This window comes from Acinetobacter sp. 1294596 (assembly GCF_000582925.1).
Taxonomy (GTDB): domain Bacteria; phylum Pseudomonadota; class Gammaproteobacteria; order Pseudomonadales; family Moraxellaceae; genus Acinetobacter; species Acinetobacter radioresistens.
Genome location: NZ_JFCC01000001.1, coordinates 124,886 through 137,516 on the forward strand (window position 1 = coordinate 124,886; position 12,631 = coordinate 137,516).

Sequence of the window (12,631 nt, forward strand, 5' to 3'; positions counted from 1 at the left end):
GTTTATATTCTCAGCTTATTCAGAGGCAAGCTGTTCAATCAGGTACGGAGTAAGATTGTCTATTTCAACTTCAACCTGCTCTGCATTTTCCAGACGTTTTACTGTCAGCTTCCGGTTTTCCCATTCGCGCTGCCCCAGAATCACGGCAAAAATTGCTCCAGACTGATCGGCCTTTTTCATTTGGCTTTTCATGCTGCCCTGTGATCCGGTTTTTAGGCGGAATGGACTGCTAGCTACCTCAAACTGGTTACGGAACTGTTCTGCCATGACCAAGGCTTTCCCCTGATAAGCAGGTTCTGCCAGCAAGAATATCTCGCAGTCACGCACGGCAGTATTATCTTCAACCTGTTCAAGCAGAAGTAATAAACGCTCCATCCCCATAGCAAAACCCACAGCCGGTACAGACTGGTCTGCTTTACCTTTAAGCTGGCCTACTAAACCGTCATAACGGCCACCGGCACACACTGTGCCCTGTGAGCCTAAATGAGTGGTGGTCCATTCAAAGACAGTTTTGTTGTAATAGTCGAGGCCCCGTACCAACTTTTGATTAATGACAAAACTAATGCCTGCATCATTCAAATACTGTTGCAACAGGTTAAAGTGCGCCAATGTTTCCTCACCCATAAAGTCATGAAGTTTTGGCGCATTTTCTAAAATAGATTGAGTTTTAGCATCTTTGGAATCCAGAATCCGCAAGGGATTCGTGGTTAAACGGCGCTGTGAATCTTCATCCAGATCTGCTTTATGTGATTCTAGAAATCCGACCAATGCTGCACGATAAGCTGCACGTTCATCAGCTTCACCCAAGGTATTTAGCTCTAACTGAACTTTGTCTGCCACCCCCATACGTTTCCACAGACGTGCAGTCATCAGAATCAGCTCTGCATCCATATCTGGCGTTGCTACGCCAAAAGTTTCGACCCCAAACTGATGAAACTGACGATAGCGGCCTTTTTGCGGTTTTTCATAACGGAACATCGGACCGATATACCACACACGAGGCGTCGCTCCGCGCAGCAGGTTATGCTCAAGCATTGCACGCACACAGCCTGCCGTTCCTTCAGGACGTAATGTCAGAGACTCCGGCGGATTACCTTTGTCCAGAAATGTATACATCTCTTTTTCAACAATATCGGTTGCATCACCGATCGAACGTTTAAACAGATTCGTCTGTTCAACTATCGGCAAACGGATTTGTTGATAGCCATATGTATCCATCAAAGATGACAGATGCTGCTCTAGACGTCTCCAGGCCGGGGTCTGTGCTGGAAGAATGTCATTAAAACCTTTGATTGCGACAATTGAACTCATGATGAACTACGAATGATCTCTTTAGATTTAGCTTCTTCAAGCTCGGAAACACGTTGACGAACCATAGTTTCGATTTCATCAACCAGCTGATTGGTATCAATTAAATGACTTTTTTCACCATTACGGTACACCAGTGAACGTGGACTTGCACCCACTACACCAATATCGGCTTCTTTAGCCTCGCCCGGACCATTGACCTTACAGCCAATTACGGAAACATCCATAGGTGTACGGATATCTTCCAGACGCTCTTCTAAGGCCTGCATAACTTTAATCACGTTGAATTCCTGACGTGAGCAGCTTGGACAGGCAATAAAGTTGATACCATTGGAGCGCAGACTGAGCGATTTTAAAATATCAAAACCGATTTTAATTTCTTCTTCAGGTTCAGCCGCCAGGGAAATACGCATGGTATCTCCAATGCCTTCCATTAACAAACCGCCTAGCGCAATGGCGGATTTGACAGAGCCTGTCCGGTAGACACCTGCCTCAGTCACACCTAGATGCAGCGGATTATCAATCTGCTGTGACAAGAGGCGATAAGCATCCATAGTCAGAAATACATTAGAAGCTTTAACCGAAACTTTAAACTCCTGAAAATTCAGGCGATCAAGAATGTCAATATGGCGCATCGCTGACTCAAGCAATGCCTGCCCGGTCGGTTCACCATATTTTTTCTGAATGTCTTTTTCCAGTGAACCAGCATTTACTCCAATACGCATAGAGATATCATGGTGTCTGGCTGCAGCGACCACTTCACGGATTTTGGCTTCAGAACCAATATTTCCAGGATTAATACGCAGGCAATCTGCGCCAAAATCAGCAACAGCCAAGGCAATTTTATAGTCAAAGTGAATGTCAGCCACCAAAGGCACACTTACTTGCTTACGGATTTCACCAAATGCCTTTGCCGCTTCCATACTTGGCACTGAAACCCGCATGATATCCGCTCCAACATCTACACAGCGCTGAATCTGTGCAACTGTTGCAGCCACATCACAGGTTTCGGTATTGGTCATACTCTGGATACTGATGGGAGCATCACCTCCCACATACACTGAACCGACACGGATTTTACGTGTCGGCCGGCGTTTAATCGGATTTTCAATCATTGCATCGCTCTACTGTTGCGAATTAGCGAGACAAACGGAATTCTGCTTTTCCGTTCACCGTATATGGAGACAATGAAATCTGCTCACTATTTAAACTGAGTGATACTGCGGTCGCATCATCAAGACGGATCTGATATGGGCTTTCACCGCTTAGTGTCAGAGTGGAATCCTGACGTCCTGTCGCCAGCACCTTACCTGTCGCATCAACTATATGAACAGAGGTAGGCCGGGTAAAATTCAAGACCAGCTGATCACCAGATGCTGCTGCATTAAGACTGTTATCCAGATCAACAATCTGAACCTCTGACTGGGCTACAGCTGGCCGCTCAGTTTCGTCCTTTTTACCTGATGTCCAGTTCTGGATAGCAGCCCCCCCCAGCCAGACTAGCAGTAGAATCACAGCCGCCACAATAGCCCGTTTTATCCATTTCCGGTTACGGTCACTGTTAGAACCAGGCAGTTTACCCATAATTTTAATCGGGGAGTTATTCAGTGCATGATTTGGCAGCAGGCCGGTATCATTGGCATAAATCTCATCAAACCGCTGGATAATGGCAGTTGCATCCGTACCCAGATATTTAGCATAAGAGCGGTAATAACCTTTAATAAAGGCTGCCTCAGGCAGGGTTTTATAATCATCCTGCTCAAGCGCCTTCAAAGTCTTTAAAGGTATTTTAAGGTCAGCCGCCACAGTTTCAAGTTCAAGGTTTTTTGCAATACGAATATGGCGTAAATACTCACCAGGACGCTGAACATTTCCTAACGCATTCGGCGCTACGTTAGAGCTAGAACCAGTAGGTTGCTGTGAATTAGGATTTACTTCCATACGGCCTCAGTACTGTGCTGTAATTGCAAATAACGTTGATATTCTTGGCTGTCCGGGAACAAGGCACGTAACTGGTTCACCAAAACTTGTGTTCCCATTTTATCATCATTGGCACGCGCAATTCGAATTCCGATCCAAAGAGCACGCGCACCCTGATTCTTTTGCCCTACACGACGCACATATTGTTCATAAAGCTGTGTAGCAGCAGGAATCTGTTGCCGCAAATAGAAAATTTCCGCTAACTCTAACATTGAAATGGAAGAATCGCGGTTAGCTTGCAATGCCTGTTTGAATGTTTTTTCAGCATTCGCAACATTGCCGAGCTTAAGATAAATTCGTCCCAGATTTTCAAGCGCCTGGTAACGCTGCTCATAGCCTAAAGTTGCACCAGCAATTTCCAGTTGTTCGATCGCATCTTTATAACGACCGATCTGGTACAAATAGGCGCCATAATTATTACGCGCCTGTGCATTTTTAGGCTCAATTGAAATAGAGCGTCTGAAATAACTCTCAGCCTTGTCCAGATTTAGCTGACTCCCCTCTTGCTGGAGCAGGACTCCCATCATCATGTTCGCAGTGGCGTCTCTGGAATCAACTTCAAGTGCCTGGTCTAGTGCCCGTTTAGCAGCATCCAGATCACCCGATTTAATATATTCCGCTGCCAGCTGGGTTCGAACCTTGACTGCCTTTTCTGGATCCTTACTGAGGGTATCTGGAGTCTGGCAAGCAGTAACAAGCAAGGCCGACAAAGTCACTGTAAGTAATACAAATGTTTTATACACCGGCTTTCTCAACTGCTTTTCTCCTCTCAGGTTTATCTATCCATGAGAGCGCATAATTTCATTGCGCTCTGCTACTTTCTTTTTCCACTGTTCAGCACGACGGGTACGGTCCGCAACCTGGCCAACCAGCTGGCCGCAGGCTGCATCGATATCATCACCACGAGTCTGACGAATCGTACACACAAAACCCGCATCCGACAAAGCTTTTTGAAAAGCAATAATACGGTTGCGGCTAGAGCGGCCATAAGGAGCATGCGGGAACGGATTAAACGGTATGAGGTTAATTTTGCTTGGCAGGTTCTTTAACAGCCTGATCATCTGCTGGGCATGCTCAAGTGAGTCATTTACCCCGTCCAACATGACATATTCAATCGTAACGTGTTTGCGTGCACTTTCATTGCCATCTTTATTGATGTAACGCTGACAGGCAGCAATCAGCTGCGCCAACGGATACTTTTTATTGATGGGAACCAGCTCATTACGCAGTTCATCATTTGGCGCATGTAAAGAAATTGCCAGGGCTACATCAATATCCTGTGCCAGCTGATCAATTTTAGGCACTACGCCTGAAGTCGACAATGTGACACGGCGCTTGGACATCCCATAAGCAAAATCATCCAGCATAATATACATGGAGCTTAAAACCGCATCATAGTTTAAAAGCGGTTCGCCCATTCCCATCATGACCACATTGGTCACGGAGCGGGTGCGTTCAGCTACCGGTACATCTTCCATATAAGACTGGTTAGCTACCCATAACTGCCCGATAATTTCATCAGGTGTTAAATCACGCTGAAAACCCTGTTTACCGGTAGAGCAAAACGAGCAGTCCAAAGCACAACCAACCTGTGAAGAAATACATAGGGTTTTGCGCAAACCGGTCTTATCTTCTGCTGGAATCAGTACGGTTTCTACCAGTGAGCCTGCGCCATCTCCAACACGAAAAACCCATTTACGCGTACCGTCTTTAGAATAATGACGATGCACCACTTCAGGTGCCTTAATTTCACATAACTGTTCTAGCTTGGCACGCAGCTTTCCAGAGATATTGGTCATCTCGGCAAAGTCGGTCACAAAATATTGATGCATCCATTTCATCACCTGACCGGCACGGAACTTTTTCTCTCCAAGCTTTTCGAAAAAATTTTCCAGCTCAGCACGAGACATGCCCAGCAGATTCACCTTTTTCAGCGCACTATTTGAGGCTTGAGTAGCAGGTGAAGGCTGTTGTTCATCTGTTGACGGAGATGAAACGACCACTTCAGAACTCATGTGTATTACCTAACTCATGTCAGAGATCAATGGGAGTTGCTCAATATTCAAGCAATAAATTCTTTAGAGAATAAAAAAACCAGATAAGTATAATAACACTTATCTGGTTTAAATGCTGTCAATTAACGAGTGCGTGGGCAGATCTCGTTGTCAGCAAAGAAGTAAGCAATTTCACGCTCAGCAGATGCAACTGAGTCTGAACCGTGAGCAGCATTTTCATCAATAGAAGTTGCGAAATCTGCACGGATAGTACCAGGAGCTGCTTCTTTCGGGTTAGTGGCACCTAGAATGTCACGGTGAGCAAGCACTGCATTTTCACCTTCAAGTACAGATACAACTACTGGACCAGAAGTCATGAATGCAACCAGGTCACCAAAGAAACCGCGTTCTTTATGTTCAGCATAGAAGCCTTCAGCTTCAGCTTGAGTCAGGTGTTTCATTTTAGTTGCAACGATTTTTAGGCCAGCTTTTTCAAAACGAGCAAAAATATCACCGATGTGGTTTTTAGCTACTGCATCTGGCTTAACAATAGATAGAGTACGTTCAACTGCCATGATTGGCTCCTTAACTGAAAATTTAAACGTCAAAAAATTTGGCGCATTATACCTGAGGTCATACGCGATAAGCAGCTTTGAATATGTAAAAAGTTTAGGTTTTTTTAGCTATTTTTAGCGGACTTCATCAATCCAGGCCATTTGAATCGCTTCAAGTAGTCCTTCATTTGATTTTTCTGGATTATCACTAAACTCAGGTAATGCACAAACCCAGGCATGCAGGTCAGTAAAGCGCACCCATTGTGGGTCCACTTCAGGGTGTGCTTCAGAGAGCTCAATGGCAATATCAATGGTATCTGTCCAGCGTAAGCCCATAATCCAAGTTTCCATCATTTATTTACTGTTACGCTACTTTATCAATTCCATCTGGGTAGAGATAGTCTGGAAATAAAAACTTATAACTTAAAGTATAAGCTCAAACCAAGGAGCGCAGTAGATCAATACTCCTGCAACGCCTGCACCCAGAATAGCGCCAACCAGTACATCACTCGGATAATGCAGTCCTAGAACCATGCGTGAAACAGCTACCAATACCGTAAAAGGCAGCATAAGTATCATGAGTACAGGCTGTACATAGCCCAAACTTACCGTCGCCAATACTGCATGTAGCGTATGTCCTGAAGGAAAGCTGAAGTGATCCAGAGGGCGCTCACCCAGAATGATGACCTGATGTACCTGATAAGGTCTGGGTCGAGTAGTTTTACATTTTAAGAATTTATAGAGACCTGTTCCAAGCAGCCCACCCAATGATAAATAGATAATTTGCAGACTATAAGCCAATCCTTTAAGCATCCAGACAGCTGCCAGCATTACATACCAGAAAGCTCCATCGCCTAGCCGGCTGATTATTTTGAAAAACAGGGCTATACGCTGTGAATGGGAAAAGTGATTAAGATATAGGCAACCTTTTAAATCAAGGTCTAATATTCTAATTTTGGCATTTCTAAATCTCATTATTATTCTCCTCTTTAGAAAAAGGATGCTAGGTGGTCATGACGGACTCCTGCACGACTTGGTAGAGCGCCTGCTCAAGCTGTTGTACCGGCTGCTGCCAGCCTGCATGCTGAACCCTCTTGCGGGCGTTTAGGCCCATTGTTCTTAAAACAGCATTCTCAGGCAGGTTCTCAATTGCCCTGCTTAAACCATTTATATCTTTTAAAGGGCTGAGCCACCCCGTTTGTCCGTGTTCAACATATACATGGGCACAAGCATAATCATAAGCGATTACAGGTAAACCGCTAGCCATTGCCTCTAAAACTACATTTCCAAATGTTTCGACCTGGCTGGCAAAAGTAAATACATCAGCACTAGCGTATGTAGTCGCCAATACTTCTCCACTTAGATTACCAGTAAAGATCACATTCGAATTCTGGACCATTTTTTGTAAGCGTAAACGGTCCGGTCCATCGCCAACAATGACTAATTTAGGTGATGACTCTTTATTGCTATAGAGCCGTGCATGACTTTCAATCAGCACATCCACTTCTTTTTCAGGAGAAAGCCGCCCCACATATAACAGAACTTTCGTATCGGCATTTACTCCCCAGCTTTTGCGCAACTGCTCAGAACGTTTCTCCGGATTAAATTGTTGTGGATCTACTCCACGCGCGATCACTTTTAAAGGGCAAGAGACCCCCATATCTTTTAGCAACTGCTCGGTATCCTTGCTGGGTATACAGGTCAATTGGGTACTATTATGAAACCAGCATAAATATTTCTGGACAGGTTTCACCAGAAAAGCCAAATCAAAGAAACGGCTAAAATCCTGAAAAGGAGAATGAAAACCGCTTGAAACAGGAATACCAGCTGACTTTGCCGCCTGTAATGCTGTTAATCCTAGCGGCCCTTCTGTCACAATATGCACCACATGAGGCTTGAAATCATCTAGTGCCTGGGAGACCTTTAAATACTGGGGCCAGCCAAAATGCAGTCCCGGATAGCGTGGAATCGCTTGCGAAACCACCAGACATTCCCGGTTGGGAGTAAAATGTGGACATGTCTGATGCTGATGTGGCCGGATGAGTAAAATTTTATGGCCTTGCTGTTGCAGACCTTTACAAAGCTGTAGCAAAGATAAAGCTACGCCATTAATTTCGGGTGGCCAAGTTTCGGTGACCAAGGCAATTTTCAGGCGTGGACGGACTATTCCCTGAATCAGCTCAACTTCAGAGGTAGAATTAAGCTGCTGGTTTTTAAAATAGAATCTGAAATTTTCTGGAAAATCCTGCTGCTTGAAGGCTGTAGCGTATGGATTAGACATACGTCACCTGACTGATCTAGTTATTCTCATATATTCACTATAGAAGTCATGCTTGACAGAAATATGATCAGGTCATGACAGTTTTCTGACAGCTCATATAAAAAGCACGCCGAAGCGTGCTTTTTTCACTGATACACCCTAGCGTTTTAAGCTTGACCTTTTAACTTGGCATAGTCTAAAAGCACATTTGCAGCTTCAGAAACGAAGGTTTCTTCCTCGGGTAATGGTGGACGTTGAGTAGCTTTCATCTTGGCACGTGATTCTGCTAATGCTTCCAGTGAAGCCTGATAGCTTTCCCAATTAGCATAAGGTTTTTGGCCTGCGATTTGGCGACGGGCATTTTCAGCAGCCAAGGTTTTCTGTTCAAGATCCTTTAACTCAGCCTTGCGTTGATCAATGTCCAGCGCAAGCTGTTTTTTCTCTTTGCCGGCCTGAGAGATGGCTTTACGTTGATCCAGATACTTAAATTGTGGATCAAGCTTTACGCGCTGGCTGGATAACTGGGCCAGTTGGGCAACATAAGGCTGAATAGATCCTTCACGCTTGAAAGGTGCAGTTGGAATAGTATCCCACTTTAAGGCATTTTTAGCTTTACGCTCGCCAAATTCCTCATCATAAATATCGACCAGTTTAATATCAGGAATGACACCCTTATTCTGGGTACTGCCACCTGTAACGCGGTAGAATTTACGCTGTGTCAGTGTAGCCTGTCCATATGCCAGAGTATCCAGCTGCACTTGAGCAGTCCCCTTACCGGTGGTAGTACTGCCAATTACAATACCACGCTCATAATCCTGAATAGCTGCTGAATAGATTTCACTTGCTGAAGCAGAAGCCAGATTGACCAGTACCGCCAATGGGCCGGCATAGGTTTGTAATCCACCATCATTATCTTCAAAGACGCTGACATTACCGTTACCATCACGGATTTGCACTACCGGGCCTTCCTTGATGACCTGACCCAGCATACGTGCGACTTCTTCTAGTGAGCCTCCAGGATTATTGCGCAGATCAATAATTATTCCTTCTACATTTTTAGCAGAAAGTGCACGTAATGCATTATTGGTATCCTCTGAAACCGAGCGATACTCCGTACCTGCACGACGTGCGCGGTAGTTCAGGTAGAATGACGGAATTTCAATTACACCAAACACATGTTTTTTACCATCACGGTTGATTTCAACCGTCCGTAAACGGACTCCTGCATCTTCTTCCTGAATGACATCACGAACTAAAGTGACGGTACGGGCCTGTCCCATTGAAGCTCCACTACCTAAAAGCTTTAAGGTTACTTTGGTGCCACGCTTGCCTCGAATCAGTCCAACAATTTCTGCACTTGGCCAACCAATGACGTCAATCATTTTGCCGCCATCTTGTGACACCCCGATAATTCGGTCACCAGATTTCACTTGTCCCGATTTACCAGCCGGACCACCTTCTACAATTGTTTCAATTTTAGTGTAGTCTTCATTACCACGTTCCGGCCGGATTGATACCCCGATGCCTTCAAGCTGTAAAGTGGTCTGACGGTTCAGCTCCATTGCATCAATTGGCGGGAAATAGTTACTGTGCGGATCATAAGTTGCCAGCATAGCATTCAAGGTTTTGTCCAGCACATCGTCACTCTTAATGCGACTGATACGTTCCAGCTGACGGGTATACCGTTTGGTGAGGGTCTGAACCGGGGACAAGTCCTCAAAACTGGAAAGATCCTGGCCGTTTGCCAGCTCCGGGTTATCTTTAATCGCTTTTTGCTTGGCCAGTTCTTCTTCTTTAGTGATAGTCAGGTTAATCAGCTGGGACACCAGCATTTTCCGCCAAAAATCTTGCTGCTCGGCAGTTGTTTTAAAATAAGGTGCCTTCTCTCGGTCCGTTTCAATGAAGACATTCGGCTGCTTCAAATTCTGCGGTTTCTTGAGTTCATTAAGCATGAACTGGTAAAACGCAGCTAGACGCTGACGGTACTGTGCATGAATTGTATAGGGACCAGACAGGTCTCCCGCCTTTAAGGATGCGCCAAAATTTGAGCCGTATTTATTTTTATATTGCTCGACTTCCGGCTGTAGAAATAGTGAGTGGTCTGGATCAAGGCTGTCCAGATACATCTCCAGAATCCGATTGGATGTCTGGGCATCAAGACGCATATTTAAGTAATGCTGACGGTCTACCAAAGTTGCCAACTGACGTGAAACCAGAGCCTGTTCCTGGGTCGGCTGAAGCGATACAGAAGAAACAGCCGTTTGATTGGTTGCAGCAGTTGCCTGACTAATGGCATGTGAAAAGAACAGTCCCCCAGTTGCCACTGCAACTGCACAAGCGAGCATTTGAAGTTTCATAAATAATTAATACTTCCTTGGATATTCCCAATTACACCACGATGTTTCCGAAATGAACAAAGCGAATTCAATATCTTAAACAGGCCGAAAAGTTGTATCGTGTAGTTTTATCATATTCTGTACCCACAAAATGTAGCAAAACATTGCTGAATTCAGGTATTGTTTTAATTAAAGATCTTAATACGGAACCCCATATGATTGGCGCACTAATGCTCGATATCGCCGGTACAACCCTGACCTTAGAAGATATTGAACTATTAAAGGCTCCGCAAGTCGGCGGCATGATTTTATTTTCACGGAATATTGAGTCTCCTAAACAGGTCCGTACGCTGACTGATCATATGCGTCTGATTCGTCCAGATATTTTAATTGCGGTAGATCAGGAAGGTGGCCGGGTACAGCGCCTTAAAACCGGCTTCACCCTGCTACCTGCCATGGGTCGTTTTGGTGAAGTCTATCAGCAGAATCCAGAAGCCGCTCTGGACCTCGCAGAAAAATGTGGCTGGCTTATGGCAACTGAAGTTCTTGCTGTAGGGATCGATTTTAGTTTTGCGCCCGTGCTCGATATCAATGCCATTAGTGATGTCATTGGTGACCGGGGCTTTGCTTTGACCCAGGCTGATATTATTCCTCTTGCACACGCTTTTATTCAAGGTATGCACCGTGCCGGTATGGCCACTACAGGTAAACATTTCCCAGGCCACGGTAATGTCAAAGCAGACTCTCACGTGGCCGCTGCCATTGATAACCGTAATTATGATGAAATTTATCAGAATGACATGCAGCCCTTTATTCAATTACAGTCCGAACTGGATGCACTCATGCCGGCTCATGTGGTTTATGAGCAGGTTGATTCTAAACCAGCCGGTTTTTCCGAGTTTTGGGTACAACATATTTTGCGTAAAGAACTTAAATTTGATGGTGTATTATTTTCAGATGACCTGACCATGCAGGCCGCTTGTGTGGCTGGTGGTGCTGATGCGCGTATACAAGCTGCACTGCAAGCTGGCTGTGATATGGGTCTGGTTTGCAATGACCGTACAGCTGCCCGTCTGGCACTGAGCGCCATTCAGGATTTCCCATTACCAGACCAGCAACGCCTGGAACGGATGCGCGGTAAAATCCCAGATATTTTACCTAAATCAGGACTTGAACTGGGTACCGAATGGCAACAAATCAAACAGGAAATTGAAGCATTTAAAGCCAATAGCTGCCATTAAGCGGTTAAAGTCAAAAGAGCATTACACATGCTCTTTTTTCTTATATAAATAGCAACTGATTAAAATAAAAATGAGGATTTATTCATGACACGAGAGCTGTCTAGACACCGGCATATTTCTTTTACTGCTCATTATACTGGTTATATTTGGTATCAGATGGGAATTTCACATCCTGAACTTGCTACGTCCAAGGGTAAAAGTCTGGCGATGCTGGTTAAACCGGTAGAAAGCTGGGCAGAGAAATTTATAGGCGCCAGTATGCGCAGCTCTTTGAAACAGCGTCATGAAATGCTAGATGATGCGCTTAAACAGTTGCTTGAGCAAACACCAAATTTACAGGTTCTGGAAATTGCCTGTGGATTATCACCACGTGGTTGGTGGTTTAGAAAACATTATCCACAAATCGACTATCGTGAACTGGACTTGCCAGCAATGGCACACATCAAGCAACAAGCACTACAGCAGATTGACCCTAATAGCCCAGAAGTTTTATCTGTTGATTTATTTAGTGAAAACTTTAAACAGGTTTTTGAAATTTTTGATCCTAAACGTCCTTTAGTTGTTATCAGTGAAGGATTAGTCAACTATTTTGACCTGACTCACTTAAAACAGCTGATCAGCAATATTTCTCTTTATGGCAGTAAGTTTAGAACATTACATTATCTGACCGATCTTTATCCCCAGCCCCAAGGCAGACGTCTGGCAAAGGTCATGTGGAGCAGCAGTAAATTATTAAAATGGATGTCACGTAGTGCTTTTACTTTCCATTTTCAAAATCCGGCTGAAGTACAGCAATTTATACAGAACGCAGGTTTTGATGAGGGTGAGGTTATTCAACCTGCAGATTCTCTTTATTCAAAAGGCTCCAAGCCGGCTCAAGAGGCCCGGTCACACGATATTGTCTGGATGGTTCATGCACAAAAAAAACAGCGTATATGACGCTGTTTTTTTAATATTT

At 44.6% G+C, this 12,631-nt stretch carries 12 protein-coding genes; 2 read left to right on the forward strand and 10 right to left on the reverse strand.

Annotated elements, in window-relative coordinates:
* Positions 1–15: 15 nt before the first annotated feature.
* The 10 genes from hisS to J502_RS00610 form a co-directional block, all read right to left on the reverse strand.
* Complete coding sequence (hisS, locus tag J502_RS00565) at positions 16–1,311, reverse strand: histidine--tRNA ligase (protein ID WP_005405955.1); 1,296 nt, start codon at positions 1,309–1,311, stop codon at positions 16–18.
* Positions 1,308–2,423, reverse strand: a complete 1,116-nt coding sequence (ispG, locus tag J502_RS00570) for a flavodoxin-dependent (E)-4-hydroxy-3-methylbut-2-enyl-diphosphate synthase (RefSeq protein ID WP_005016500.1) — start codon at positions 2,421–2,423, stop codon at positions 1,308–1,310. Before ispG ends, hisS begins: the two co-directional genes overlap by 4 nt.
* A 22-nt stretch (positions 2,424–2,445) precedes the next feature.
* Positions 2,446–3,249: a helix-turn-helix domain-containing protein gene (locus tag J502_RS00575; protein ID WP_034682691.1), complete on the reverse strand. Its 804-nt coding sequence runs from the start codon at positions 3,247–3,249 to the stop codon at positions 2,446–2,448.
* A complete protein-coding gene (gene pilW / locus J502_RS00580) occupies positions 3,240–4,043 on the reverse strand; it encodes a type IV pilus biogenesis/stability protein PilW (RefSeq protein ID WP_005016505.1) in 804 nt (267 codons plus the stop codon). Before pilW ends, J502_RS00575 begins: the two co-directional genes overlap by 10 nt.
* A gap of 24 nt (positions 4,044–4,067) precedes the next feature.
* Positions 4,068–5,303 carry a dual-specificity RNA methyltransferase RlmN gene (gene rlmN, locus J502_RS00585; protein WP_005016509.1) on the reverse strand — a complete coding sequence of 412 codons (1,236 nt, stop codon included), beginning with the start codon at positions 5,301–5,303 and terminating at the stop codon, positions 4,068–4,070.
* Positions 5,304–5,425: 122 nt separating this feature from the next.
* Entirely contained in the window at positions 5,426–5,857 is a 432-nt protein-coding gene (gene ndk / locus J502_RS00590) for a nucleoside-diphosphate kinase (protein ID WP_005016515.1), read from the reverse strand.
* Positions 5,858–5,971: 114 nt separating this feature from the next.
* Positions 5,972–6,172: a Fe-S cluster assembly protein IscX gene (gene iscX / locus J502_RS00595; RefSeq protein WP_005023385.1), complete on the reverse strand. Its 201-nt coding sequence runs from the start codon at positions 6,170–6,172 to the stop codon at positions 5,972–5,974.
* An 87-nt stretch (positions 6,173–6,259) separates the two neighbouring features.
* Positions 6,260–6,811: a phosphatase PAP2 family protein gene (locus tag J502_RS00600; protein ID WP_005023384.1), complete on the reverse strand. Its 552-nt coding sequence runs from the start codon at positions 6,809–6,811 to the stop codon at positions 6,260–6,262.
* Between the two features lie 28 nt (positions 6,812–6,839).
* A complete protein-coding gene (locus J502_RS00605; protein WP_005406005.1) occupies positions 6,840–8,117 on the reverse strand; it encodes a glycosyltransferase family 4 protein in 1,278 nt (425 codons plus the stop codon).
* A gap of 146 nt (positions 8,118–8,263) precedes the next feature.
* Positions 8,264–10,453: a carboxy terminal-processing peptidase gene (locus tag J502_RS00610; RefSeq protein ID WP_034682692.1), complete on the reverse strand. Its 2,190-nt coding sequence runs from the start codon at positions 10,451–10,453 to the stop codon at positions 8,264–8,266.
* Positions 10,454–10,647: 194 nt separating this feature from the next.
* On the opposite strand from J502_RS00610, the gene nagZ reads away from it, so the two are divergent.
* The gene (gene nagZ / locus J502_RS00615; RefSeq protein ID WP_005405761.1) at positions 10,648–11,673 is read left to right on the forward strand and encodes a beta-N-acetylhexosaminidase; all 1,026 of its coding nucleotides are present in this window, start codon (positions 10,648–10,650) and stop codon (positions 11,671–11,673) included.
* A gap of 84 nt (positions 11,674–11,757) precedes the next feature.
* Complete coding sequence (locus J502_RS00620; protein WP_005023376.1) at positions 11,758–12,612, forward strand: class I SAM-dependent methyltransferase; 855 nt, start codon at positions 11,758–11,760, stop codon at positions 12,610–12,612.
* Positions 12,613–12,631 lie beyond the last annotated feature (19 nt).